Origin of the sequence: Escherichia sp. F1 (assembly GCF_046764225.1) — a bacterium.
Classification (GTDB): Bacteria; Pseudomonadota; Gammaproteobacteria; order Enterobacterales; family Enterobacteriaceae; genus Escherichia; species Escherichia coli.
In genome coordinates, this window is the sequence record NZ_CP177202.1 from 747,975 (window position 1) to 773,741 (window position 25,767).

At 51.3% G+C, this 25,767-nt stretch carries 27 protein-coding genes and 1 pseudogene; 22 read left to right on the forward strand and 6 right to left on the reverse strand.

The genetic code is table 11. From position 1 onward, the window contains the following. The first annotated feature begins 72 nt into the window (after nucleotides 1-72). Entirely contained in the window at nucleotides 73-807 is a 735-nt protein-coding gene (exbB, locus tag ACK8NJ_RS03535) for a tol-pal system-associated acyl-CoA thioesterase (protein ID WP_000527844.1), read from the forward strand. 6 nt (nucleotides 808-813) lie between these two features. After that, nucleotides 814-1,239, forward strand: a complete 426-nt coding sequence (gene exbD, locus ACK8NJ_RS03540) for a TonB system transport protein ExbD (protein WP_001240712.1) — start codon at nucleotides 814-816, stop codon at nucleotides 1,237-1,239. A 38-nt stretch (nucleotides 1,240-1,277) separates the two neighbouring features. On the opposite strand, the gene yghA is transcribed toward exbD, so the two are convergent. Beyond that, nucleotides 1,278-2,162 (reverse strand): NADP(+)-dependent aldehyde reductase, encoded by an 885-nt coding sequence (yghA, locus tag ACK8NJ_RS03545; RefSeq protein ID WP_000018759.1) that lies wholly within the window; start codon nucleotides 2,160-2,162, stop codon nucleotides 1,278-1,280. Between the two features lie 190 nt (nucleotides 2,163-2,352). On the opposite strand from yghA, the gene ACK8NJ_RS03550 reads away from it, so the two are divergent. Next, nucleotides 2,353-2,847, forward strand: coding sequence for a TIGR00645 family protein (locus tag ACK8NJ_RS03550; protein ID WP_000439331.1), 495 nt, complete (start codon nucleotides 2,353-2,355; stop codon nucleotides 2,845-2,847). A gap of 39 nt (nucleotides 2,848-2,886) precedes the next feature. On the opposite strand, the gene gpr is transcribed toward ACK8NJ_RS03550, so the two are convergent. After that, complete coding sequence (gpr, locus tag ACK8NJ_RS03555) at nucleotides 2,887-3,927, reverse strand: L-glyceraldehyde 3-phosphate reductase (RefSeq protein WP_411962125.1); 1,041 nt, start codon at nucleotides 3,925-3,927, stop codon at nucleotides 2,887-2,889. Between the two features lie 156 nt (nucleotides 3,928-4,083). Between gpr and yghX the strand changes: the two genes are divergently transcribed. The 10 genes from yghX (at nucleotide 4,084) to hybG (ending at nucleotide 12,111) form a co-directional block, all read left to right on the forward strand. Then, on the forward strand, nucleotides 4,084-4,971 hold the full coding sequence (yghX, locus tag ACK8NJ_RS03560) for a YghX family hydrolase (protein ID WP_411962505.1): 888 nt from the start codon (nucleotides 4,084-4,086) through the stop codon (nucleotides 4,969-4,971). Between the two features lie 118 nt (nucleotides 4,972-5,089). Next, complete coding sequence (yghW, locus tag ACK8NJ_RS03565) at nucleotides 5,090-5,377, forward strand: DUF2623 family protein YghW (protein ID WP_001059139.1); 288 nt, start codon at nucleotides 5,090-5,092, stop codon at nucleotides 5,375-5,377. A gap of 188 nt (nucleotides 5,378-5,565) precedes the next feature. Next, nucleotides 5,566-6,684 carry a hydrogenase 2 small subunit gene (hybO, locus tag ACK8NJ_RS03570; protein ID WP_000145410.1) on the forward strand — a complete coding sequence of 373 codons (1,119 nt, stop codon included), beginning with the start codon at nucleotides 5,566-5,568 and terminating at the stop codon, nucleotides 6,682-6,684. 2 nt (nucleotides 6,685-6,686) lie between these two features. Further along, nucleotides 6,687-7,673 (forward strand): hydrogenase 2 operon protein HybA, encoded by a 987-nt coding sequence (hybA, locus tag ACK8NJ_RS03575; RefSeq protein WP_001081870.1) that lies wholly within the window; start codon nucleotides 6,687-6,689, stop codon nucleotides 7,671-7,673. After that, on the forward strand, nucleotides 7,663-8,841 hold the full coding sequence (gene hybB / locus ACK8NJ_RS03580) for a Ni/Fe-hydrogenase cytochrome b subunit (protein WP_000017703.1): 1,179 nt from the start codon (nucleotides 7,663-7,665) through the stop codon (nucleotides 8,839-8,841). Before hybA ends, hybB begins: the two co-directional genes overlap by 11 nt. Next, nucleotides 8,838-10,541 (forward strand): hydrogenase 2 large subunit, encoded by a 1,704-nt coding sequence (gene hybC, locus ACK8NJ_RS03585; protein WP_000083065.1) that lies wholly within the window; start codon nucleotides 8,838-8,840, stop codon nucleotides 10,539-10,541. Before hybB ends, hybC begins: the two co-directional genes overlap by 4 nt. Further along, nucleotides 10,541-11,035 (forward strand): HyaD/HybD family hydrogenase maturation endopeptidase, encoded by a 495-nt coding sequence (locus ACK8NJ_RS03590; protein WP_089705201.1) that lies wholly within the window; start codon nucleotides 10,541-10,543, stop codon nucleotides 11,033-11,035. Before hybC ends, ACK8NJ_RS03590 begins: the two co-directional genes overlap by 1 nt. Then, entirely contained in the window at nucleotides 11,028-11,516 is a 489-nt protein-coding gene (gene hybE, locus ACK8NJ_RS03595) for a hydrogenase-2 assembly chaperone (protein ID WP_000134014.1), read from the forward strand. The genes ACK8NJ_RS03590 and hybE overlap by 8 nt, the downstream gene beginning before the upstream one ends. Further along, nucleotides 11,509-11,850, forward strand: a complete 342-nt coding sequence (hypA, locus tag ACK8NJ_RS03600; protein WP_328180456.1) for a hydrogenase maturation nickel metallochaperone HypA — start codon at nucleotides 11,509-11,511, stop codon at nucleotides 11,848-11,850. The genes hybE and hypA overlap by 8 nt, the downstream gene beginning before the upstream one ends. 12 nt (nucleotides 11,851-11,862) lie before the next feature. Further along, nucleotides 11,863-12,111, forward strand: a complete 249-nt coding sequence (hybG, locus tag ACK8NJ_RS03605; protein ID WP_000334896.1) for a hydrogenase maturation factor HybG — start codon at nucleotides 11,863-11,865, stop codon at nucleotides 12,109-12,111. Nucleotides 12,112-12,180: 69 nt separating this feature from the next. Here the strand turns inward: hybG and yghU are convergent, their stop codons facing one another. After that, nucleotides 12,181-13,047, reverse strand: a complete 867-nt coding sequence (gene yghU, locus ACK8NJ_RS03610) for a glutathione-dependent disulfide-bond oxidoreductase (protein WP_411962128.1) — start codon at nucleotides 13,045-13,047, stop codon at nucleotides 12,181-12,183. Between the two features lie 204 nt (nucleotides 13,048-13,251). On the opposite strand from yghU, the gene gss reads away from it, so the two are divergent. Both gss and pitB read left to right on the forward strand, forming a co-directional pair. Continuing rightward, complete coding sequence (gene gss, locus ACK8NJ_RS03615; protein ID WP_024182022.1) at nucleotides 13,252-15,111, forward strand: bifunctional glutathionylspermidine amidase/synthase; 1,860 nt, start codon at nucleotides 13,252-13,254, stop codon at nucleotides 15,109-15,111. Between the two features lie 291 nt (nucleotides 15,112-15,402). Beyond that, on the forward strand, nucleotides 15,403-16,902 hold the full coding sequence (gene pitB, locus ACK8NJ_RS03620; RefSeq protein ID WP_000933274.1) for an inorganic phosphate transporter PitB: 1,500 nt from the start codon (nucleotides 15,403-15,405) through the stop codon (nucleotides 16,900-16,902). A gap of 48 nt (nucleotides 16,903-16,950) precedes the next feature. On the opposite strand, the gene ACK8NJ_RS03625 is transcribed toward pitB, so the two are convergent. Beyond that, entirely contained in the window at nucleotides 16,951-17,643 is a 693-nt protein-coding gene (locus ACK8NJ_RS03625; protein WP_001190780.1) for a dTMP kinase, read from the reverse strand. Nucleotides 17,644-17,816: 173 nt separating this feature from the next. Here ACK8NJ_RS03625 and ACK8NJ_RS03630 point away from each other — a divergent pair, with 173 nt between their 5' ends. From ACK8NJ_RS03630 to lptG, 7 genes and pseudogenes are all read left to right on the forward strand, one after another. Then, nucleotides 17,817-18,530 carry a dTMP kinase gene (locus tag ACK8NJ_RS03630; protein ID WP_073487857.1) on the forward strand — a complete coding sequence of 238 codons (714 nt, stop codon included), beginning with the start codon at nucleotides 17,817-17,819 and terminating at the stop codon, nucleotides 18,528-18,530. A gap of 31 nt (nucleotides 18,531-18,561) precedes the next feature. Next, nucleotides 18,562-19,320: a hypothetical protein gene (locus tag ACK8NJ_RS03635; RefSeq protein ID WP_000339522.1), complete on the forward strand. Its 759-nt coding sequence runs from the start codon at nucleotides 18,562-18,564 to the stop codon at nucleotides 19,318-19,320. 45 nt (nucleotides 19,321-19,365) lie between these two features. Continuing rightward, nucleotides 19,366-20,715: a lipopolysaccharide biosynthesis protein gene (locus ACK8NJ_RS03640; protein WP_001525652.1), complete on the forward strand. Its 1,350-nt coding sequence runs from the start codon at nucleotides 19,366-19,368 to the stop codon at nucleotides 20,713-20,715. After that, nucleotides 20,715-21,539: a hypothetical protein gene (locus tag ACK8NJ_RS03645; protein ID WP_000984990.1), complete on the forward strand. Its 825-nt coding sequence runs from the start codon at nucleotides 20,715-20,717 to the stop codon at nucleotides 21,537-21,539. The genes ACK8NJ_RS03640 and ACK8NJ_RS03645 overlap by 1 nt, the downstream gene beginning before the upstream one ends. Nucleotides 21,540-21,550: 11 nt before the next feature. Further along, on the forward strand, nucleotides 21,551-22,111 hold the full coding sequence (locus ACK8NJ_RS03650) for a YtfJ family protein (RefSeq protein ID WP_001389453.1): 561 nt from the start codon (nucleotides 21,551-21,553) through the stop codon (nucleotides 22,109-22,111). 30 nt (nucleotides 22,112-22,141) lie between these two features. Next, nucleotides 22,142-23,212, forward strand: coding sequence for an LPS export ABC transporter permease LptF (gene lptF, locus ACK8NJ_RS03655; RefSeq protein ID WP_001389454.1), 1,071 nt, complete (start codon nucleotides 22,142-22,144; stop codon nucleotides 23,210-23,212). Further along, nucleotides 23,209-24,288: pseudogene (gene lptG, locus ACK8NJ_RS03660) on the forward strand (LPS export ABC transporter permease LptG). Before lptF ends, lptG begins: the two are co-directional and overlap by 4 nt. Nucleotides 24,289-24,322: 34 nt before the next feature. Here lptG and spt read toward each other — a convergent pair. After that, the gene (spt, locus tag ACK8NJ_RS03665) at nucleotides 24,323-25,495 is read right to left on the reverse strand and encodes a serine palmitoyltransferase (protein ID WP_000524945.1); all 1,173 of its coding nucleotides are present in this window, start codon (nucleotides 25,493-25,495) and stop codon (nucleotides 24,323-24,325) included. Next, nucleotides 25,495-25,743, reverse strand: coding sequence for an acyl carrier protein (locus ACK8NJ_RS03670; RefSeq protein ID WP_000248097.1), 249 nt, complete (start codon nucleotides 25,741-25,743; stop codon nucleotides 25,495-25,497). Before ACK8NJ_RS03670 ends, spt begins: the two co-directional genes overlap by 1 nt. Between the last annotated feature and the right edge of the window lie 24 nt (nucleotides 25,744-25,767).

Here is a 25,767-nt window from a genome sequence, read left to right on the forward strand (position 1 = left end):
ACGACTATCAATTCAACGTCGTTTTGATATTATTATGCGCAGATTTTGTGACTTGCGTCCTGGAGATACACAGTGGGTAATAATTTAATGCAGACGGACCTTTCCGTCTGGGGTATGTATCAGCACGCCGATATTGTCGTTAAGTGCGTGATGATTGGGCTTATTTTGGCCTCCGTAGTCACCTGGGCAATCTTCTTCAGTAAGAGCGTAGAGTTCTTCAATCAGAAGCGTCGCCTTAAGCGCGAGCAGCAACTGCTGGCTGAAGCGCGTTCCTTAAACCAGGCCAACGATATCGCCGCTGATTTTGGTAGCAAAAGCTTAAGCCTGCATTTGCTCAATGAAGCGCAGAATGAGCTGGAACTGTCAGAAGGCAGCGACGATAACGAAGGTATTAAAGAACGTACCAGCTTCCGTCTGGAGCGTCGGGTCGCCGCAGTAGGTCGTCAAATGGGCCGCGGTAACGGCTATCTGGCAACCATCGGCGCGATTTCGCCGTTTGTGGGCCTCTTTGGTACGGTCTGGGGCATCATGAACAGCTTTATTGGTATCGCGCAAACGCAGACCACTAACCTGGCAGTCGTTGCGCCGGGTATTGCAGAAGCTCTGTTAGCAACGGCAATCGGCCTCGTGGCAGCGATTCCGGCGGTCGTTATCTATAACGTATTTGCACGCCAGATTGGCGGCTTTAAAGCGATGCTGGGTGATGTTGCAGCGCAGGTATTGTTGCTGCAAAGCCGTGACCTGGATCTGGAAGCCAGCGCCGCTGCGCATCCGGTTCGTGTCGCACAAAAATTACGCGCAGGATAATGTCCGATGGCAATGCATCTTAACGAAAACCTCGACGATAACGGCGAAATGCATGATATCAACGTGACGCCGTTTATCGACGTGATGTTGGTTCTGCTGATTATCTTTATGGTGGCGGCACCGTTAGCGACGGTAGATGTGAAGGTGAACTTGCCTGCTTCTACCAGCACGCCGCAGCCGCGCCCGGAAAAACCGGTTTATCTGTCGGTGAAGGCAGACAACTCGATGTTTATCGGTAACGATCCGGTCACCGATGAAACAATGATTACGGCGTTGAATGCGTTAACTGAAGGTAAGAAAGACACCACCATCTTCTTCCGAGCGGATAAAACCGTCGATTACGAGACGTTGATGAAGGTAATGGATACGCTGCATCAGGCGGGTTACCTGAAGATAGGTCTGGTCGGCGAAGAAACTGCCAAAGCGAAATAAAAATGATGCCCGGTTGCTTTTCACAACCGGGCATTTTTTTAGCCTAAATGCTCGCCGCCGCACACGCCATGCACTTCTGCGGTGACGTAGCTAGACTCCTGACTTGCCAGATAAACATATACAGAGGCCAGTTCCGCCGGTTGCCCCGCACGCTTCATCGGCGTTTTCTGACCAAACTGCGGGATCTTATCCTGCGTCTGTCCGCCGGAAATTTGCAGTGCTGTCCAGATCGGGCCAGGTGCAACAATATTCACACGAATACCTTTCTCCGCGACCTGTTTTGCCAGGCCTCGGCTGTAGTTCAGAATCGCCGCCTTCGTAGCCGCATAGTCCAGTAAATGCGGGCTTGGCTGGTATGCCTGGATTGACGAAGTGGTGATGATACTTGCACCTTTCGGTAGCAGGGGTATCGCTTCCTGGGTTAGCCAGAACAGTGCGAAAACGTTAATGGCAAAGGTCTTTTGAAACTGTTCGCTGGTGAGGTCTGCAATATCAGGAATGGCAACCTGTTTCCCGGCGACCAGCGCCATAATATCCAGCCCGCCTAAGGCCTTATGCGCTTCGTGAACCAGCGAACGGGCAAATTTCTCATCGCTTAAATCGCCTGGCAGCAGGACGGCTTTGCGTCCGCATTCTTCAATGATCTTTTTCACATCCTGAGCGTCTTCTTCTTCCACGGGAAGATAACTGATCGCCACGTCAGCCCCTTCACGCGCGTAAGCGATGGCGGCAGCGCGACCGATTCCGGAATCGCCCCCTGTCACCAGTGCTTTACGATCTTTCAGGCGACCGCTACCAACATAGGTTTTCTCGCCGCAATCCGGTACCGGTGTCATCTTCGCCTGGATGCCTGGCGTCGGTTGTTTCTGTTTGGGATATTCACCAGTGTAATACTGCGTGGTCGGGTCTTTTAAATGAGACATCGTTTTTCTCCCTTCAGGTTCAACGTCCTTTAAGGGTAGACGCTCTCGATGCGTTGATAAGGGAACCAGGAAGATCCCTAAACCTCGGATTTATGCGACAAAGGTTTAACGGATATGTTGATTTGCTGTTGCGCGCTGTTTACTCAATTGCGATATACTGTTGCCCGTTTTAACTACACGACAGGAATGTATGGAACGTTTTCTTGAAAATGCAATGTATGCTTCTCGCTGGCTGCTTGCCCCCGTGTACTTTGGCCTTTCGCTGGCGTTAGTTGCCCTGGCGCTGAAGTTCTTCCAGGAGATTATTCACGTACTGCCGAATATCTTCTCGATGGCGGAATCAGATTTGATCCTCGTGTTGCTGTCGCTGGTGGATATGACGCTGGTTGGCGGTTTGCTGGTGATGGTGATGTTTTCCGGTTATGAGAATTTCGTCTCGCAGCTGGATATCTCCGAGAACAAAGAGAAGCTGAACTGGCTGGGGAAAATGGACGCAACGTCGCTGAAAAACAAAGTAGCAGCGTCGATTGTGGCAATTTCTTCCATTCACTTACTGCGCGTCTTTATGGATGCGAAAAATGTCCCGGATAACAAACTGATGTGGTACGTCATTATCCATCTGACGTTTGTGCTCTCTGCATTTGTGATGGGCTATCTTGACCGACTGACTCGTCATAATCACTGATCTGATTCGGGCGCGGTTCTCGCGCCCGTTATTAACAGGTCATTTATCGGAAGACGCCTGCCACAGATTCAGCTCGCCATCGGCGATATGCTGATCAATCTGCGCCAGCTCCTCGGTGCTAAATGTCAGATTATTCAGCGCCTGCACGTTCTCCTCAAGTTGCTCCGCGCGGCTGGCACCAATCAATACCGACGTCACGCGATCATCTTTCAGCAACCAGCTTAACGCCATTTGCGCCATTGATTGTCCACGCTGCTGTGCCATTTCATTCAATAAGCGCAGGCTGTTGAGGTTGGCTTCGGTGAGCATTTTCGGCGTCAGACCACGAACTTTATTCCCTTCACGATGCATCCGTGAATCTTGCGGAATACCGTTGAGATATTTTCCGGTCAGCAATCCCTGAGCCAGAGGAGTAAAGGCAATGCAGCCCACGCCGTTATTTTGCAGGGTATCCAGCAGGCCGCTTTTATCCACCCAGCGGTTCAGTAAATTGTACGAAGGTTGATGAATTAACAGCGGAATTTTCCACTCGCGCAGTAACTCGACCATTTTTTGCGTCCGCTCTGGCGAGTAAGAGGAGATCCCGACATACAGCGCCTTACCGCTTTGTACCGCATGAGCCAGCGCAGAGGTGGTTTCTTCCATCGGCGTATTTTCATCGACGCGATGAGAGTAAAAGATATCGACATACTCAAGCCCCATACGCTTCAGGCTTTGGTCGAGGCTGGCGAGCAGGTATTTACGTGAACCGCCAGAGCCGTAAGGGCCGGGCCACATATCGTAGCCAGCCTTGGTAGAGATAATCAGTTCATCGCGATAAGCGGCAAAATCCTCGCGCAGCAGGCGACCAAAGTTCTCTTCTGCGCTTCCTGGAGGCGGCCCGTAATTGTTGGCTAAATCAAAGTGCGTAATGCCCAAATCAAACGCTTTACGCAGGATCGCTCGCTGTGATTCCAGCGCGTTAACGTGACCGAAATTGTGCCATAAACCGAGCGATAACGCGGGCAGGCGTAAACCGCTTTTTCCGCAATAACGGTACTGCATCTGCCCGTAACGCTCGGGATTCGCTAACCAGACCATGACCTCTCCTTTCCACCATTCAATTTCGAAACAATGTTTCTAGTTTAGCGATTCATCAGCGCGTATCCCGTAGTCTGGCTCACAGAGTGACGAAAAACTGGGCAAAAACACGTGCTTATGCTTTGCTTAAAAAAACACCAGCTGAGGAGTGCAATGATGCCGCGTTTAACCGCCAAAGATTTCCCACAAGAGTTGCTGGATTACTACGACTATTACGCTCACGGGAAAATCTCGAAACGTGAGTTCCTCAACCTTGCGGCGAAGTATGCGGTAGGCGGGATGACGGCATTAGCGTTGTTTGATTTGCTCAAGCCAAATTATGCGCTGGCGACTCAGGTAGAGTTTACCGACCCGGAAATTGTTGCTGAGTACATCACGTATCCTTCGCCAAATGGTCACGGCGAGGTGCGGGGTTATCTGGTGAAGCCCGCAAATATGAGCGGCAAAACGCCAGCCGTAGTGGTAGTGCATGAGAATCGTGGACTGAATCCGTATATCGAAGATGTGGCACGGCGAGTGGCGAAGGCGGGGTATATCGCCCTGGCACCTGACGGCTTAAGTTCCGTTGGAGGTTATCCGGGAAATGATGATAAAGGTCGTGAGCTGCAACAGCAGGTTGATCCAACCAAACTGATGAATGATTTCTTTGCCGCAATTGAGTTTATGCAACGCTATCCGCAAGCGACAGGCAAAGTGGGTATTACCGGATTTTGCTATGGCGGTGGCATATCGAACGCGGCGGCTGTCGCGTATCCGGAACTGGCCTGCGCGGTGCCGTTTTATGGTCGTCAGGCCCCCACTGCCGATGTGGCGAAGATTGAAGCGCCTTTACTACTCCACTTCGCGGAACTGGACACCCGAATCAACGAGGGCTGGCCTGCTTACGAGGCGGCGTTGAAAGCCAATAATAAGGTCTATGAGGCGTATATCTATCCGGGGGTTAATCACGGATTCCATAATGATTCCACGCCCCGTTATGACAAATCTGCCGCCGATCTTGCCTGGCAAAGGACGCTGAAATGGTTCGATAAATATCTCTCCTGATAGGTTTATCTCTTACGGGATTACGTCTTAAACAAGCATGAAAAAATAGCGTGCGCAAAAGTCGTTCTTTGCCTAAAATATCGCTATATATTGCAATATATAGCGAATGAGGTGAACGATGAATAACCATTTTGGTAAAGGCTTAATGGCGGGATTAAAAGCAACGCATGCCGACAGTGCGGTTAATGTGACAAAATACTGTGCCGATTATAAACGCGGTTTTGTATTAGGCTACTCACACCGGATGTACGAAAAGACCGGAGATCGCCAGCTTAGCGCCTGGGAAGCGGGTATTCTGACGCGCCGCTATGGACTGGATAAAGAGATGGTAATGGATTTCTTTCGTGAGAATAATTCCTGTTCTACGTTGCGCTTTTTTATGGCCGGTTATCGCCTCGAAAATTGATCAAACATACGTATTATCTTGCTTTAATTAATTACACTAATGCTTCTTCCCTTCGTTTTAGTGCCCCGCCGCAGTATCATGATATCGATAACCATAATAAATGTGTGGTAAATGGCGCATCGATCGCATTATTGATTTTGCGATTGAGGCAAAATATATGCCAGGTCTTCGCAACGGAATAACTATAAATGACTGGAGATAACACCCTCATCCATTCTCACGGCATTAACCGTCGTGATTTCATGAAGCTTTGTGCAGCATTAGCCGCCACCATGGGGTTAAGTAGCAAAGCCGCTGCAGAGATGGCCGAATCGGTTACTAACCCGCAGCGTCCGCCAGTTATCTGGATTGGCGCGCAGGAGTGTACCGGTTGTACGGAATCTCTGCTTCGTGCAACGCATCCAACGGTGGAAAACCTCGTGCTGGAGACTATCTCTCTGGAATATCACGAAGTGCTTTCCGCCGCCTTCGGTCATCAGGTCGAAGAGAACAAACATAACGCTCTCGAGAAGTACAAAGGGCAGTATGTGTTAGTGGTGGATGGTTCCATCCCATTAAAAGATAATGGTATTTATTGCATGGTTGCCGGTGAGCCGATTGTGGATCACATCCGCAAAGCGGCGGAAGGCGCAGCAGCCATTATCGCTATCGGTTCCTGCTCTGCGTGGGGCGGTGTTGCCGCAGCTGGAGTTAACCCAACTGGCGCAGTCAGCCTGCAAGAAGTTCTGCCAGGCAAAACTGTAATCAACATTCCTGGCTGCCCGCCGAACCCGCACAACTTCCTCGCGACCGTTGCGCACATTATCACTTACGGCAAGCCGCCGAAACTGGATGACAAAAACCGTCCGACCTTCGCCTATGGCCGTCTGATTCACGAACACTGCGAACGTCGCCCGCACTTCGATGCTGGTCGTTTTGCCAAAGAGTTCGGTGATGAAGGCCACCGCGAAGGCTGGTGCCTGTACCACCTCGGCTGTAAAGGGCCAGAAACTTACGGCAACTGCTCAACGCTGCAATTCTGCGATGTTGGCGGTGTGTGGCCGGTGGCGATTGGTCACCCGTGCTATGGCTGTAACGAAGAAGGTATCGGCTTCCATAAAGGCATCCATCAGCTTGCCAACGTCGAAAATCAGACTCCGCGTTCACAGAAACCGGACGTTAACGCTAAAGAAGGCGGCAACGTCTCTGCGGGCGCTATTGGTTTGCTCGGCGGTGTGGTTGGGCTGGTTGCCGGTGTCAGCGTGATGGCGGTGCGTGAACTGGGTCGTCAGCAAAAGAAAGATAACGCTGACTCACGGGGAGAATAACCGTGAACAGACGTAATTTTATTAAAGCAGCCTCCTGCGGGGCATTGCTGACGGGCGCGCTGCCGTCTGTCAGTCATGCGGCTGCTGAAAACCGCCCGCCAATTCCGGGATCGCTGGGGATGTTGTACGACTCGACCTTGTGCGTAGGCTGCCAGGCTTGCGTCACCAAGTGTCAGGATATCAACTTCCCTGAACGTAACCCGCAAGGGGAACAGACCTGGTCGAACAACGACAAACTGTCGCCGTATACCAATAACATTATTCAGGTGTGGACCAGCGGCACGGGTGTCAACAAAGACCAGGAAGAGAACGGCTACGCGTACATTAAGAAACAGTGTATGCACTGCGTCGATCCGAACTGTGTCTCCGTGTGTCCGGTCTCTGCGCTGAAAAAAGATCCGAAAACCGGCATTGTCCATTACGACAAAGATGTGTGCACTGGCTGCCGTTACTGCATGGTCGCCTGCCCATACAACGTGCCGAAGTACGACTACAACAACCCATTTGGTGCGCTGCATAAGTGTGAACTGTGCAACCAGAAAGGTGTGGAACGTCTTGATAAAGGCGGTCTGCCTGGCTGCGTAGAAGTGTGCCCGGCGGGCGCGGTGATTTTTGGTACGCGTGAAGAGCTGATGGCTGAGGCGAAAAAACGTCTGGCGCTGAAGCCAGGCAGCGAATACCACTATCCGCGTCAGACGCTGAAATCTGGCGACACTTACCTGCATACGGTGCCGAAATATTATCCGCATCTGTACGGCGAGAAAGAGGGCGGCGGTACTCAGGTTCTGGTACTGACCGGTGTGCCTTACGAAAATCTCGACCTGCCGAAACTGGACGATCTTTCTACCGGTGCGCGTTCCGAAAATATTCAACACACCCTGTATAAAGGCATGATGCTACCACTGGCTGTGCTGGCGGGCTTAACCGTGCTGGTTCGTCGCAACACCAAAAACGACCATCACGACGGAGGAGACGATCATGAGTCATGATCCACAACCGCTGGGCGGCAAAATCATCAGTAAACCGGTCATGATTTTTGGACCGTTAATCGTCATCTGTATGCTCCTGATTGTGAAGCGTCTGGTGTTCGGTCTGGGCTCTGTCTCTGACCTGAACGGCGGCTTCCCGTGGGGCGTGTGGATCGCGTTTGACCTGCTGATTGGCACCGGCTTTGCCTGTGGCGGCTGGGCGCTGGCGTGGGCGGTATACGTCTTTAACCGTGGGCAATACCATCCGCTGGTGCGTCCGGCGCTGTTGGCGAGTCTGTTTGGTTACTCACTGGGTGGCTTGTCGATCACTATCGACGTGGGTCGCTACTGGAACCTGCCGTACTTCTACATTCCGGGTCACTTCAACGTGAACTCGGTACTGTTCGAGACGGCGGTCTGTATGACCATCTATATCGGCGTGATGGCACTGGAGTTTGCTCCGGCACTGTTTGAACGTCTGGGCTGGAAGGTGTCGCTACAGCGTCTGAACAAGGTGATGTTCTTCATCATTGCACTTGGCGCGCTGCTGCCGACTATGCACCAGTCTTCAATGGGGTCGCTGATGATCTCGGCGGGCTACAAGGTGCATCCGCTGTGGCAGAGCTATGAAATGTTGCCGCTGTTCTCGCTGCTGACGGCGTTCATAATGGGCTTCTCGATTGTCATCTTTGAAGGTTCGCTGGTGCAGGCGGGTCTGCGTGGCAACGGTCCGGATGAAAAGAGTCTGTTCGTTAAGCTGACCAACACCATCAGTGTGTTGCTGGCGATTTTCATCGTGCTGCGCTTTGGCGAGCTTATCTATCGCGACAAGCTGTCGTTAGCGTTTGCCGGTGACTTCTATTCCGTGATGTTCTGGATTGAAGTCCTGCTGATGCTCTTCCCGCTGGTCGTTCTGCGTGTGGCGAAGCTGCGTAATGATTCCCGCATGCTGTTCCTGTCAGCACTGAGCGCGCTGTTAGGTTGTGCAACCTGGCGTCTGACCTATTCGCTGGTGGCATTCAACCCGGGCGGCGGTTACGCCTACTTCCCGACCTGGGAAGAACTGTTGATTTCTATTGGTTTTGTGGCTATTGAGATTTGCGCTTACATCGTACTCATTCGTCTACTGCCGATACTTCCTCCTTTAAAACAAAACGATCATAATCGTCATGAGGCGAGCAAAGCATGAGCCAGAGAATTACTATTGATCCGGTAACCCGTATTGAGGGGCATTTACGCATCGATTGCGAAATCGAAAATGGCGTCGTTTCGAAAGCATGGGCTTCCGGTACCATGTGGCGCGGCATGGAAGAGATCGTGAAAAACCGCGATCCGCGCGATGCATGGATGATTGTGCAACGTATCTGTGGCGTATGTACTACCACTCACGCGCTGTCTTCCGTTCGTGCGGCAGAAAGTGCGCTGAATATCGACGTTCCGGTTAACGCGCAATACATCCGTAACATCATTCTGGCTGCGCACACCACGCATGACCATATCGTTCATTTCTATCAACTTTCGGCGCTGGACTGGGTGGATATCACTTCTGCACTGCAAGCTGACCCAACCAAAGCCTCCGAAATGCTGAAAGGCGTTTCGACCTGGCATCTGAACAGTCCGGAAGAGTTCACTAAAGTTCAGAACAAGATCAAAGATCTGGTTGCCAGCGGTCAGTTGGGTATTTTCGCCAATGGCTACTGGGGTCACCCGGCGATGAAACTGCCGCCGGAAGTGAACCTGATTGCGGTAGCGCACTACCTGCAGGCGCTGGAGTGCCAGCGTGACGCTAACCGCGTCGTGGCGCTGCTGGGCGGTAAAACGCCGCACATTCAGAACCTGGCAGTAGGTGGGGTCGCTAACCCGATCAACCTCGACGGTCTGGGCGTGCTGAATCTTGAGCGTCTGATGTACATCAAGTCCTTCATCGACAAGCTGAGCGACTTTGTTGAGCAGGTTTATAAGGTTGATACCGCGGTTATCGCCGCGTTCTACCCGGAATGGCTGACGCGCGGTAAAGGTGCGGTGAACTACCTGAGCGTGCCGGAATTCCCGACCGACAGTAAAAACGGCAGCTTCCTGTTCCCGGGCGGCTACATTGAGAATGCGGATCTGTCCTCGTATCGCCCGATCACTTCCCACTCCGATGAATACCTGATCAAAGGCATTCAGGAAAGCGCGAAGCACTCCTGGTATAAAGACGAAGCGCCGCAGGCACCGTGGGAAGGTACCACCATTCCGGCTTATGATGGTTGGTCTGACGACGGGAAATATTCCTGGGTGAAATCACCGACTTTCTACGGCAAAACGGTAGAAGTGGGTCCGCTGGCTAATATGCTGGTGAAACTGGCGGCAGGACGCGAGTCTACCCAGAACAAACTGAATGAAATCGTTGCGATTTATCAGAAACTGACTGGCAACACGCTGGAAGTGGCACAGCTGCACTCCACGCTGGGCCGTATTATTGGTCGTACCGTTCACTGCTGCGAATTGCAGGATATCCTGCAAAATCAATACAGTGCACTGATCACCAATATCGGCAAAGGCGATCACACCACCTTTGTGAAGCCGAACATTCCGGCAACGGGTGAGTTCAAAGGCGTAGGTTTCCTCGAAGCACCGCGCGGTATGCTCTCTCACTGGATGGTTATTAAAGACGGTATCATCAGCAACTACCAGGCAGTTGTTCCATCAACCTGGAACTCTGGCCCACGTAACTTCAATGATGACGTCGGTCCTTACGAGCAGTCGCTGGTGGGTACACCGGTTGCCGATCCGAATAAACCGCTGGAAGTGGTGCGTACCATTCACTCCTTCGACCCGTGCATGGCCTGTGCGGTACACGTAGTGGATGCCGACGGCAACGAAGTGGTTTCAGTGAAGGTTCTGTAATGCGTATTTTAGTCTTAGGGGTCGGCAATATTTTGCTGACCGATGAAGCCATCGGTGTGCGGATTGTCGAAGCGTTAGAGCAACGATACATTCTGCCGGATTATGTTGAGATCCTCGATGGCGGCACGGCGGGAATGGAGCTTCTTGGCGACATGGCAAATCGCGATCATCTGATTATCGCCGATGCCATTGTGTCGAAAAAGAACGCGCCGGGAACGATGATGATCCTGCGGGATGAAGAAGTTCCGGCGTTGTTTACCAACAAAATCTCTCCGCATCAGCTTGGCCTGGCCGACGTATTGTCGGCCCTGCGCTTTACCGGCGAGTTTCCGAAAAAGCTGACCCTGGTCGGCGTGATCCCGGAATCGCTGGAGCCGCACATCGGCTTAACGCCGACGGTCGAAGCGATGATTGAACCTGCGCTTGAGCAGGTTCTGGCTGCGCTGCGCGAATCAGGCGTGGAAGCCATCCCACGGGAGGAAGCTCATGACTGAAGAGATCGCAGGTTTCCAGACCTCCCCGAAGGCGCAAGTACAGGCAGCTTTTGAAGAAATTGCCCGGCGTTCGATGCATGATCTCTCTTTTCTGCATCCTTCAATGCCGGTGTATGTTTCTGACTTTACGCTGTTCGAAGGTCAGTGGACGGGGTGTGTGATCACCCCGTGGATGCTGAGTGCAGTTATCTTCCCCGGCCCGGATCAACTCTGGCCGCTGCGCAAAGTGAGTGAAAAAATTGGTCTGCAACTGCCGTATGGCACCATGACCTTTACCGTTGGCGAACTGGACGGTGTTTCGCAATACCTCTCCTGCTCGCTGATGTCGCCGCTTTCGCACAGCATGTCGATTGAAGAGGGCCAACGCCTGACGGATGACTGCGCACGAATGATCCTTTCGCTGCCAGTCACGAATCCGGATGTACCACACGCAGGGCGTCGCGCCCTGCTGTTTGGCCGCAGGAGTGGCGAAAATGCATGAGTTGTCGCTTTGCCAGAGCGCCGTTGAAATTATCCAATGGCAGGCGGAGCAGCACGATGTTAAGCGCGTCACCGCCGTGTGGCTGGAAATTGGCGCGCTCTCCTGCGTTGAGGAGAGCGCCGTCCGTTTTAGTTTTGAAATTGTCTGCCACGGAACGGTGGCGCAAGGGTGCGATTTACATATCGTCTATAAACCCGCCCAGGCCTGGTGCTGGGATTGCAGCCAGGTGGTGGAGATTCATCAGCACGATGCGCAGTGTCCGCTCTGTCATGGCGAGCGGTTGCGTGTCGATACCGGCGATTCGCTGATCGTCAAAAGTATTGAAGTTGAATAACCGGAGTTAACAATGTGTATTGGCGTTCCAGGCCAGGTGCTGGCTGTCGGTGAGGATATTCACCAGCTTGCGCAGGTTGAAGTATGTGGTATCAAGCGCGACGTGAATATCGCCCTGATTTGTGAAGGTAACCCTGCCGATCTGCTGGGCCAGTGGGTGCTGGTACACGTCGGATTTGCCATGAGCATCATCGACGAAGATGAAGCCAAAGCCACATTAGACGCACTGCGCCAAATGGATTACGACATTACCAGCGCGTGATGATTAAAGCCGGATGCGGCGTAAATGCTTTATCCGGCTACATAGCGATAAGCCTGCCAATGTTGCGACTTACCCCTGACGCTTATCTTCCGTATTCGTCTCGAAATCACTGGCGTCATGGCGTTCATGCAACTGCTCGTTCAGCGGTCCGTTGGTGCGGTTAACAATACGCCCACGCTTCACCGCCGGACGTTCGCCCACTTCTTTCGCCCAGCGTTGTACGTGTTTATAACTACCTGCATCAAGAAACTCTGCGGCATCATACACGCCGCCTAACACCACGTTGCCAAACCACGGCCAAATCGCCATATCCGCAATGGTGTACTCATCGCCCGCAACAAACTTATGCTGCGCCAGTTGCTTATCCAGCACGTCGAGCAGGCGCTTGGTTTCCATGGTAAAGCGGTTGATGGCGTACTCAATTTTCACCGGCGCGTAATGGTAAAAGTGACCAAAACCACCGCCGAGGAACGGCGCGGCACCCTGTAACCAGAACAGCCAGTTCAGCGTTTCAGTCCGTTTTGCCAGATCCTGCGGCAGGAAGTAGCCAAATTTCTCCGCCAGATAAAGCAGAATCGATCCAGACTCAAACACGCGGATCGGTGGATTATGAGTATGATCGCGCAATGCCGGAATCTTCGAATTCGGGTTCACTTCGACAAAGCCGCTGGAGAATTGATCGCCATCGCCTATGCGTATCAGCCAGGCATCGTACTCTGCACCAGTAACGCCCAGCGCCAGCAGCTCCTCAAGCATAATCGTTGCTTTCTGACCGTTCGGCGTTCCCAGCGAATAGAGTTGTAAGGGGTGTTTGCCAACGGGCAGCGTTTTTTCATGCGTCGGACCAGAAACCGGGCGATTGATATTGGCGAACGCGCCGCCAGCGGATTTATCCCACGTCCAGACTTTCGCGGGCTGATAAGTATTGTCTGTCATAGTGAGTTGCCTTCTGAGTGGTAGTGTTGAAGCAGTGTAGCAGGTCACTTGCTGTACAGAATGTGAATTTTTTAACCCTTTGCGCCAGCCGCTGCGATGAGGTGTATGATTAGTCTGACCTCTGTCCGGTTAATGTCGCTGAGCAGGTAATCAGAGCACAACAATTACGCCAACTGCTTAGGTTGTATTGTTAAAGGTAAAGTGATGAGCAAAGGAACGACCAGCCAGGATGCCCCGTTCGGGACATTATTGGGCTACGCCCCAGGTGGGGTAGCAATCTACTCTTCAGATTACAGTTCTCTCGATCCGCAGGAATACGAAGATGACGCCGTATTCCGTAGCTATATCGACGACGAATATATGGGCCACAAATGGCAATGCGTTGAATTTGCTCGCCGTTTTCTCTTTCTGAATTACGGTGTGGTCTTTACTGACGTGGGTATGGCGTGGGAGATTTTCTCGCTGCGCTTCCTGCGTGAAGTGGTTAATGACAACATCCTGCCATTGCAGGCATTTCCTAATGGCTCGCCGCGTGCACCGGTCGCGGGCGCGCTTCTTATCTGGGATAAAGGCGGTGAATTTAAAGACACTGGCCATGTCGCCATCATTACCCAATTGCATGGCAACAAAGTCCGTATTGCGGAACAGAACGTGATTCATTCCCCGTTACCGCAAGGGCAACAGTGGACACGCGAGCTGGAGATGGTGGTCGAAAACGGCTGCTATACCCTTAAAGACACTTTTGATGACACCACCATTCTGGGCTGGATGATCCAGACGGAAGATACTGAATACAGCTTACCGCAGCCGGAAATTGCAGGCGATCTGCTGAAAATCAGCGGAGCGCGCCTGGAAAACAAAGGCCAGTTTGACGGTAAATGGCTGGATGAAAAAGATCCGCTACAAAATGCCTACGTGCAGGCCAACGGTCAGGTGATCAATCAGGATCCGTATCATTACTACACCATTACCGAGAGTGCCGAGCAGGAGCTGATTAAAGCCACCAACGAGCTGCACCTGATGTATCTTCACGCCACCGACAAGGTGCTGAAAGATGACAACCTGCTGGCGCTGTTCGACATCCCAAAAATCCTCTGGCCACGTTTGCGTCTCTCCTGGCAGCGTCGCCGTCACCATATGATCACCGGTCGTATGGATTTCTGTATGGACGAACGTGGCCTGAAGGTCTACGAATACAACGCCGATTCCGCCTCCTGTCATACCGAAGCGGGCTTGATCCTCGAACGTTGGGCGGAGCAGGGCTATAAAGGCAACGGCTTCAATCCGGCGGAAGGGCTGATTAACGAACTGGCCGGTGCCTGGAAACACAGTCGTGCACGTCCGTTTGTCCATATCATGCAAGACAAAGATATCGAGGAAAACTATCACGCGCAGTTTATGGAGCAGGCGCTGCACCAGGCGGGCTTTGAAACGCGTATCTTGCGCGGGCTGGATGAACTGGGCTGGGATGCTGCCGGGCAACTGATTGATGGGGAAGGGCGACTGGTTAACTGCGTGTGGAAAACCTGGGCGTGGGAAACCGCGTTTGATCAGATTCGTGAAGTTAGCGACCGTGAGTTTGCTGCGGTGCCGATCCGTACCGGTCATCCGCAAAATGAAGTGCGTCTTATCGACGTATTGCTGCGCCCGGAAGTGCTGGTCTTTGAGCCGCTGTGGACGGTGATCCCCGGCAACAAAGCGATTCTGCCGATCCTCTGGTCGCTGTTCCCGCACCATCGCTACCTGCTGGATACCGATTTCTCCGTGAATGATGAACTGGTGAAAACCGGTTATGCAGTGAAACCGATCGCTGGTCGCTGTGGCAGTAACATCGACCTGGTCAGCCATCATGAAGAGGTGCTGGACAAAACCAGCGGTAAATTTGCTGAGCAGAAAAACATCTATCAGCAACTGTGGTGTTTGCCGAAAGTGGACGGTAAATACATTCAGGTATGTACCTTCACCGTTGGCGGCAACTACGGTGGGACGTGTTTGCGCGGTGATGAATCACTGGTCATTAAAAAAGAGAGTGATATTGAACCGTTAATTGTGGTGAAAGAGTAATACATGTTGTAGCAACCCCGCACTGATTATGAAGAATAATCAGTGCGGGGATTAATCAAAATATTCAATATTTATATATTCAAATATTTATTCATTTCATGTGTGAATGTATTAACCAGTGGAATGCCTGTGTTTTGATTATTTCTAAAGGTTTTGAATGAATGCTTATTATCTGATACACAAGAAATAACACTCTTTTTATCGTTAAAAAATGATATTTCACTTTGCCCACGCCGTTAAAGTCACTGATAATGCGTCCGTTCGTAAATTCAAAATGGCGTAATCTAATATATGCTAAATTTATTTGTTGGCCTTGATATATACACGGGGCTTTTGTTATTACTTGCTCTGGCATTTGTGTTGTTCTACGAAGCAATCAATGGTTTTCATGATACGGCGAATGCGGTGGCAACCGTTATTTATACTCGTGCCATGCAACCACAACTTGCTGTGGTGATGGCGGCATTTTTTAACTTTTTTGGCGTATTGCTAGGCGGACTTAGCGTTGCCTATGCCATTGTCCATATGTTGCCAACCGATTTGTTGCTGAATATGGGGTCAACTCACGGCCTGGCGATGGTCTTTTCCATGCTGCTGGCGGCGATTATCTGGAACCTGGGAACGTGGTTCTTTGGTTTACCGGCCTCCAGTTCGCATACCTTGATTGGTGCGATTATCGGCATCGGTTTAACCAACGCGCTGTTAACCGGCTCATCGGTGATGGATGCGTTAAACCTGCGTGAAGTGACCAAAATTTTCTCCTCGCTGATTGTTTCCCCTATCGTCGGCCTGGTCATTGCGGGTGGTCTGATTTTCCTGCTGCGCCGTTTCTGGAGCGGGACGAAAAAGCGTGACCGTATTCACCGCATTCCGGAAGATCGCAAAAAGAAAAAAGGCAAACGTAAGCCGCCATTCTGGACGCGTATTGCGCTGATTGTTTCCGCTGCGGGCGTGGCGTTTTCGCACGGCGCTAACGACGGGCAGAAAGGGATCGGCCTGGTGATGCTGGTACTGGTGGGGATTGCCCCTGCTGGCTTCGTCGTCAATATGAACGCGTCCGGCTATGAAATTACTCGTACCCGCGATGCCGTCACCAACTTCGAACACTACCTGCAACAGCATCCTGAACTGCCGCAGAAGTTGATTGCGATGGAACCTCCATTGCCTGCGGCATCGACTGATGGCACGCAAGTAACGGAGTTTCACTGTCATCCGGCAAATACCTTTGATGCGATTGCGCGCGTTAAAACGATGCTGCCAGGCAATATGGAAAGTTACGAGCCGTTAAGCGTGAGTCAGCGCAGCCAGCTGCGCCGCATTATGCTGTGCATCTCTGATACTTCCGCGAAGCTGGCGAAACTGCCAGGCGTCAGTAAAGAAGACCAGAACCTGCTGAAAAAACTGCGCAGCGATATGTTAAGCACCATTGAGTACGCTCCGGTGTGGATCATCATGGCAGTAGCTCTGGCGCTCGGCATTGGCACCATGATTGGCTGGCGTCGTGTAGCGATGACCATCGGTGAGAAGATTGGTAAGCGCGGCATGACGTATGCGCAAGGCATGGCGGCACAAATGACGGCGGCAGTGTCTATCGGCCTTGCCAGTTATATTGGGATGCCCGTCTCCACAACACACGTACTCTCATCTGCCGTAGCAGGAACGATGGTGGTGGACGGCGGTGGGTTACAGCGTAAAACGGTAACCAGCATCCTGATGGCGTGGGTGTTTACTTTACCGGCGGCGATTTTTCTTTCTGGTGGGTTGTACTGGATAGCATTGCAGTTGATTTAACCTTCCTGAAAATGCCCGGTCCTGGCGATCGGGCATTTCCATTTTTCACTAGTGATAACCACGCGCGGTCATGAAATCCATTATCGCTTTTTCCGCATCAACCAGCACTTGTTCCAGCGGTTGATTGGCATCGATATCAACCAGTTGCGCGCCTCCAAAGGTTAACTGTGGCGTTATGGCTATCTTCCTCGCCAGCGATTCCCGTTTATGGTCGGGTTTACGCGCGCAGGCAACTTCAAGGTCAACATTGAGTTTGATGACCAGATCAGGTTTATGGCTCGCCATCCAGTGAAACGCTTTACGTTCCTGGCTTGCCAGCCATGAGACAAACCGGCCGCCTTCAACGTTAGGCGGGAACACTGTACCATCGTAAGCGCCAGGAATTTGGTCCTGAGGATAACGGTCGGTTAGAACAATTAACCCGCGACGACGACAGGCAAGCATATGACGAAAGCGCAGTAAGCGACGGGCGACAAACGCTGTAATTACCAGCGCCGGAACAGGGCCAGGCAATTTTTTTGCTGTTTTCACCTGATTTCGTTCAATTGTTTTATGTAAGGATTTTCCCATCAACGGTAATTTTGTCACTGCACGACCGACATTTCCGGCCTGTTTTCCTAAATGAACTCTTTCGGCAGCACCATATTTTTCGACAACGGTAATGAGATGTTCACACACCGTTGACTTGCCTGAACCATCGCTACCAATAACGGCAATTAATGGAGGTGTTATTGACTGCATGAATATATCCTTTAATTTAAATATCCATTAAAAATATTTATTTGGTTAATATGTTTTTATGAAAGCGTAATTCAGGTCAATGTCACAATTAACCATTGTCACAATAAGGTTGAACGGATATTCTGAGCACGGACCACGTAATATTCAATACATTATTTTCTGCCGGGTTTTTCGTGAATCAACGTAATATGTCAATAATTAATTCCACGCCAGTGCGTGTTATTGCCATTGTAGGATGTGATGGTTCAGGTAAATCGACCCTCACGGCAAGCCTGGTAAATGAACTGGCAGCAAGAATGCCAACAGAACACATTTATCTCGGGCAATCGTCCGGGCGAATTGGCGAATGGATTTCACAGCTCCCTGTTATTGGCGCACCTTTTGGGCGTTATCTGCGAAGTAAAGCGGCACATGTGCACGAAAAGCCCTCAACACCGCCTGGCAATATTACTGCGCTGGTTATCTATCTGCTTTCCTGCTGGCGGGCGTATAAGTTTCGCAAAATGTTGTGTAAAAGCCAGCAAGGCTATCTGCTCATCACCGACCGCTACCCGCAGGTTGAAGTGCCGGGTTTTCGCTTTGATGGCCCGCAATTGGCAAAAACCACGGGCGGTAACGGTTGGATAAAAATGTTAAGGCAGCGCGAGCTGAAGCTGTACCAATGGATGGCGTCTTATTTGCCCGTATTGTTGATTCGTCTTGGCATTGATGAACAAACCGCGTTTGCGCGTAAACCTGACCACCAACTGGCAGCGTTACAGGAAAAAATCGCCGTTACGCCGCAACTGACATTCAATGGCGCAAAGATCCTTGAACTGGATGGTCGGCAACCAGCCGATGAAATTCTGCAAGCGTCACTACGCGCAATTCACGCTGCGCTTTCCTGATCACCAAAATGGATAGGGGATGATTTAACGAATGGACGCACTACAAACACAAACTGTTAATAGTACAACCGCGCCGCAGCCCAACTACATTCCGGGGCTGATTGCGGTGGTCGGGTGTGATGGCACCGGTAAATCCACACTGACCACCGACCTGGTGAAATCGCTGCAACAACACTGGCAAACCGAGCGGCGCTATCTGGGGCTGCTCTCGGGCGAAGACGGCGACAAGATCAAACGATTGCCGTTGGTTGGCGTCTGGCTCGAACGGCGACTGGCGGCCAAATCCTCGAAAACCCAAAGCATGAAAACCAAATCTCCAGCGCTATGGGCGGCGGTGATTATGTACTGCTTCTCGCTGCGAAGAATAGCGAATCTACGCAAGGTTCAGCGACTGGCGCAAAGTGGCGTTCTGGTGGTCAGCGATCGCTTCCCGCAGGCTGAAATTTCGGGCTTTTATTATGACGGACCGGGGATCGGCGTCGAACGTGCGACCGGGAAAATCAGCATGTTTCTGGCGCAGCGCGAACGGCGTTTATACCAACAAATGGCGCAATACCGTCCTGAATTAATCATTCGCTTGGGGATTGATATTGATACTGCCATCTCCCGCAAGCCTGACCATGACTATGCCGAGCTGCAGGACAAAATCGGCGTCATGTCGACGATTGGCTATAACGGCACAAAAATTCTTGAGATTGATTCCAGAGCGCCTTACAGCGAGGTGCTGGAACAGGCACAGAAGGCGGTTTCTCTGGTTGCCATCGTTTCTGACCGCCGAAGTTTAACTTAAGGCAGGCGGGATACTTTTTACTATCAACGATAAGGTCAGGCTGAATTGGCGGTTTTTAACATCAAACATTGGTTTGCAGATGGCGCGTTTCGCACCATTATTCGCAATAGCGCCTGGTTAGGCTCCAGTAATGTCGTGAGCGCTTTGCTGGGTCTGTTGGCGCTCTCGTGTGCCGGTAAAGGGATGACGCCCGCCATGTTTGGCGTACTGGTGATTGTACAATCGTACGCCAAGTCGATCAGCGATTTTATTAAGTTTCAGACATGGCAGCTGGTGGTTCAGTACGGAACACCAGCATTAACCAACAATAATCCGCAGCAATTTCGCAATGTCGTCTCTTTTTCCTTCTCGCTGGATATCGTCAGCGGCGCGGTGGCGATTGTCGGCGGCATTGCCTTACTCCCTTTTCTTTCCCATTCATTAGGTCTGGATGACCAAAGCTTTTGGCTGGCCGCGCTGTATTGCACGCTCATTCCTTCAATGGCTTCCTCCACGCCGACCGGCATTCTGCGTGCGGTAGATCGCTTCGATCTAATTGCTGTACAGCAAGCGACGAAACCTTTTCTGCGCGCAGCGGGGAGCGTCGTAGCCTGGTATTTTGACTTTGGTTTTGCGGGTTTTGTTATTGCCTGGTACGTGTCGAATCTGGTTGGCGGCACCATGTACTGGTGGTTTGCCGCGCGCGAATTACGCCGCAGAAATATCCATAACGCGTTCAAATTGAATCTGTTTGAGTCTGCCCGACACATTAAAGGCGCGTGGAGTTTTGTCTGGTCAACCAACATTGCCCACTCCATCTGGTCGGCGCGTAACTCGTGCAGCACAGTGTTGGTGGGGATCGTGTTAGGACCCGCTGCCGCCGGGTTATTTAAAATCGCCATGACATTCTTCGACGCCGCCGGAACGCCAGCGGGTTTGCTGGGTAAAAGTTTTTACCCAGAGGTGATGCGTTTAGATCCGCGTACCACCAGACCGTGGTTGTTAGGCGTGAAGTCAGGTTTACTGGCGGGCGGAATCGGTATTCTGGTGGCGCTCGCGGTGTTGATCGTCGGCAAGCCGCTCATTTCGCTGGTGTTTGGCGTTAAGTATCTCGAAGCGTATGACCTGATTCAGGTGATGCTGGGCGCAATTGTGATCTCGATGCTGGGCTTCCCTCAGGAGTCATTGCTATTGATGGCGGGAAAACAGCGCGCTTTTCTCGTGGCGCAAACCATCGCCTCAATCGGCTACATCGTATTGCTGTTCATGTTCTGTCATCTGTTTGGCGTGCTGGGGGCTGCATTTGCTTACTTCGGTGGGCAATGTCTGGATGTGGTGTTCTCGCTAATTCCGACCTTAAAGGCATTTTTTCAGCGCCATTCCTTGCTTTATAACTCAGCCGGAGAGAAATCCTGATGATGAGAAAATATTTCCCGCTTGAGGCGAGCGAGCGTCTATTTGTTGCGATTGAAGAAGATGATGTTGTTGATGCACAGGTCAGTTTGCCGCCGACTATCGCACTAAGTTGTACCACCGAAATCATCCATGATAATTACGCGTTATGCCTGCAATTCTGGCTCAATGGCGTCAATCGCCAGGAGTTACTGCGTTTAATATGCAAACAGGCCAAAGGCGATGAGCTGACTGCTGATGAGCGCAAACAATTTAAATACATGCGAGCGCGCTACAAGCACCTGCGTTTTGCGCAACGGCTGTATTTAAAAAAGCATCAGGCCGGATTTTTATTCGGCAAAACGACCGTTTTTTTGGGGCGTTTTCAGGACGGCTTTCGTAACGGTAAGAAAAATATTGTGTCGTATTACGGCAACCTGTTACGGGTTTATTTAAGCTCTCCGGTCTGGTCGTTGGTGAACTATTCATTACGCCATAGCCAGTTAGAAAGCGTAAGCGGTTTTATTGCCTATCGGCAAAAGCAAATGCATACCCTGAAAGAGATAATTGCCAAACCGCGACTAACTGGCAGGGAATTTCATGATGTGCGAAAAATCATCAGCCAGCAGGTTTCTTATTACGACACCCTAAGATCGCTTGATCCTGAAAATAAAGAGGCGTTACAGATTTCCCGCTTCCTCGCCGCCATTAATGGCCTGATGGGGGATAAACACGACGACATGGTGGCGGATGATATGGAAAACCGCCAGTCGTATGATGCACCGGTGGCGCTGGATAGCGATATTCGCCAGCGCTTAGAGCTGCTGATTTCGCGTTTTCCGCTATAACCGGAGCAATGATGTCATCTCGTTTGATTATTGCGCTGATTATCATGCTCTTAGCCCCGGGTGTGCAGGCACACAATTTCGTCACTGGCAAAACGGTTACCCCTGTTTATATCCAGGAAGGCGGCGAGCTGCTTCTGAATAGCGACGACGAAATTCACTACCAAAAGTGGAACAGCACACAGCTGGCGGGAAAAGTTCGCATTATTCAGTATATCGCCGGGCGTAAGTCGGCGAAGAAAAAGAACTCACTGTTAATTAAAGCGGTTGAAGCGGCAAACTTTCCGCAGGATCGTTTTCAGCCCACCACCATTGTGAACACCGATGATGCCATTTTTGGTACTGGCTATTTTGTCGTTGGCAAAATCGAAAAAAATAAACGCCGCTATCCGTGGGCGCAATTCGTTATTGACGGCAATGGACAGGGACGCGTTGCCTGGCGGTTGCCGGAGCAGAGTTCAACCATTCTGGTGCTGAATAAAGCCGGGCAAATTCAGTGGGCAAAGGACGGCAGCCTGACGCCGGAAGAGGTAGAACATGTCATTGCGCTGGCGCAGAAACTGATCAATGAATAAAAAATTCAAAGGATTGAGGGCGTTAGTGAGATGAAGCTGGTTGAACACTACATCATGCGTGGTACGCGCCGTCTGGTGCTGATTATCGTCGGTTTTCTGATCTTTATTTTCGCCAGCTACTCCGCACAGCGTTATCTGACCGAAGCGGCAAATGGGACATTAGCTCTTGATGTTGTGCTGGATATTGTTTTCTACAAGGTGCTGATTGCACTGGAGATGTTGTTACCTGTTGGACTGTATGTGTCAGTTGGCGTGACGCTAGGGCAGATGTATACCGACTCGGAAATTACCGCTATTTCTGCGGCGGGGGGCAGTCCGGGACGCTTGTACAAAGCCGTTCTTTATCTGGCGATACCGCTAAGCATTTTTGTCACCCTTCTGTCGATGTATGGTCGTCCGTGGGCTTATGCGCAGATTTATCAACTGGAGCAACAGTCACAGTCGGAGCTGGATGTTCGCCAGTTGCGGGCAAAGAAATTTAACACTAACGATAACGGACGAATGATCCTTTCGCAGACGGTTGATCAGGATAATAATCGCCTGACTGACGCGCTGATTTATACTTCTACTGCCAATCGAACCCGCATTTTCCGCGCCCGTTCGGTTGATGTGGTTGACCCATCACCTGAGAAACCGACCGTTATGTTGCATAACGGGACCGCCTATCTTCTCGATCATCAGGGGCGTGACGACAACGAACAGATCTACCGTCATCTGCAATTACATCTGAATCCGCTGGATCAAAGCCCTAACGTCAAACGCAAAGCAAAATCGGTCACGGAGCTGGCGCGCTCCGTCTTTCCAGCCGATCATGCCGAACTGCAATGGCGACAAAGCCGTGGCCTGACCGCATTGTTGATGGCGCTGCTGGCCATTTCATTAAGTCGGGTAAAACCGCGGCAAGGGCGATTTTCAACGTTATTGCCACTGACGTTGCTGTTTGTTGCCATTTTTTATGGCGGCGACGTCTGCCGTACGCTGGTGGCTAACGGTGCGATTCCCCTCATTCCTGGTTTGTGGTTAGTACCCGGACTCATGCTAATGGGCCTGCTGATGCTGGTCGCACGCGACTTCTCTTTGCTGCAGAAATTTTCCCGATGAATGTTTTCAGTCGCTATTTAATCCGTCATCTCTTTCTCGGTTTTGCCGCCGCCGCAGGGCTATTGCTGCCGCTTTTTACCACCTTCAACCTGATTAACGAACTGGATGATGTCAGCCCGGGCGGTTATCGCTGGACTCAGGCGGTGCTGGTGGTGCTGATGACCTTACCGCGTACACTGGTCGAACTTTCGCCGTTTATCGCATTATTGGGAGGGATTGTTGGCCTGGGGCAGTTATCGAAAAACAGTGAGCTTACCGCCATTCGCAGCACTGGGTTTTCTATCTTCCGTATTGCACTGGTGGCGCTGGTTGCCGGGATATTGTGGACTGTTTCGTTAGGCGCGATAGATGAGTGGGTGGCGTCGCCATTGCAGCAACAGGCGCTGTAAATCAAATCGACTGCCACCGCGTTGGGGGAGGACGATGACATTACCGGCAATATGCTTTGGGCCAGGCGTGGTAATGAATTTGTGACGGTGAAATCGCTGAACGAGCAGGGCCAGCCTGTGGGTGTGGAGATATTTCATTATCGCGACGATCTCTCGCTCGAATCCTACATTTTTGCACGCAGTGCCACCATTGAAGACGACAAAACGTGGATCCTGCATGGTGTGAATCATAAAAAATGGCTGAATGGCAAAGAAACGCTGGAAACATCAGATAATCTTGCCTGGCAATCGGCCTTCACCAGTATGGATCTTGAAGAGTTATCGATGCCGGGGAATACTTTTTCTGTCCGTCAACTTAATCATTACATCCATTATTTGCAGGAAACCGGGCAACCCAGCAGCGAATACCGCCTTGCACTGTGGGAAAAACTGGGACAACCCATCTTGACCCTGGCGATGATTTTGCTGGCTGTGCCGTTTACCTTTAGTGCCCCGCGTTCGCCTGGGATGGGTAGCCGTCTCGCTGTAGGCGTCATCGTGGGCTTACTCACCTGGATCAGCTATCAAATCATGGTCAATCTGGGGTTGCTATTTGCGTTGAGCGCACCTGTTACCGCGCTCGGTTTACCGGTAGCGTTTGTGCTGATGGCGTTGAGCCTGGTGTATTGGTATGACAGACAACATTAAACCCGCCGTGGCGCAGCGCCACAGCGGGCTCACATTACTGCTTCAGAGTAGCGAACGCTTGAATGATGGCATCAATTTGCTCACGACTGTGGGCAGCGTTTACGCTACAGCGCAGCAGCGTGATGCCTGCAGGCGCGGCAGGTGGCAGGATAAGATTCACATAAACGCCCAGCGAAATAAGCTCGCGCCAGATGCGTAAACCTTCCTCTTTCGAACCGATTATTACTGGCACTACCGGGCTAATATGTGAACTTAACTCGTAACCCAGTTTTTGCAGACCGTCATACAGATGGTTGGCGTTATCCATCAGCTTTTGCCGCAGCTCTGGTTGTGAGGCAATGGTTCTTAACGACGAGCGCACGGTCGCAATGCAGGACGGAGAAGGAGAGGCGGTAAAAATATACGGGCGGCTGCCGTAGCGCAGCACTTCCATCGCTTCCGAACCGACAGCAAAACCGCCAATCGAGGCCAGACTTTTACTGAAGGTACCAACGATAATATCCACATCATCTTCAACGCCAACGGCTTCAGCCAGTCCGCGCCCCGTTGCGCCTAACACGCCAAACGAATGCGCTTCATCGACAATCAAATAACCACCGAGACGACGTTTGATATCAACAATTTCCGCTAACGGCGCAACGTCACCGAGCATGCTGTAGATACCCTCAACGATGATAATCGCCTCTTTCGCCCGTTCGCCGAGGCGAACCATGCGCCGTTCCAGATCGTTGGCATCGTTATGGCGGAAACGAATAATTTCCGCTCCACCGAGAGAACAGGCGTCATAAATACTGGCGTGGCTATCGGCATCCAGTAACACCACGGCGTTATGGTCGGCAAGTGCGCTGATGACGCCTAAATTAGCGGTATAACCGGTTGAAAACACGATAGCGGTAGGGCGATTGAAAAACTCGGCAATCTCTTTCTCTAACGCCAGATGCGGCGCATAACTGCCATTAGCCATACGAGAACCGGTGGTGCCGGTGCCTTGGGCCGCTAACGCTGCCTGACCTTCGGCGATGGCATCATGATTAAAGGTTAAACCGAGATAATTATTGGTCCCGGCCAGAATCACTTTTTTATTGCCGATCCGGCCTTCGGTGGCGGAATACACTTCATCAATACAGGTGCCAAACGGTGTTAACCCGTTGTCACTAAATTGCAGTCGCTCGCCAGCAAGACGTGCATATTTATCGTATAGCCCCATTATTTATTCTCCAGCCATGGAAGTAGTGTTTCCATTAATTGCGCAGGGGTTTTGACATCCAGCAGAATATTAATAGGAATGGAAATATCGAATCTGTCTTCCAGCATCATTAAGAGATCCATCACTTTGATCGACTCCAGGCCAAGATCGTTGACGAGATCGCTGTCGGGCTTAATTTCCACACCGTTTTCGACCAAATCCTGTAAACAGGAAAGGATGTAATCCATTACTATTTCACGATTTACCATAGAAACGTTAACACACCTTTAAAC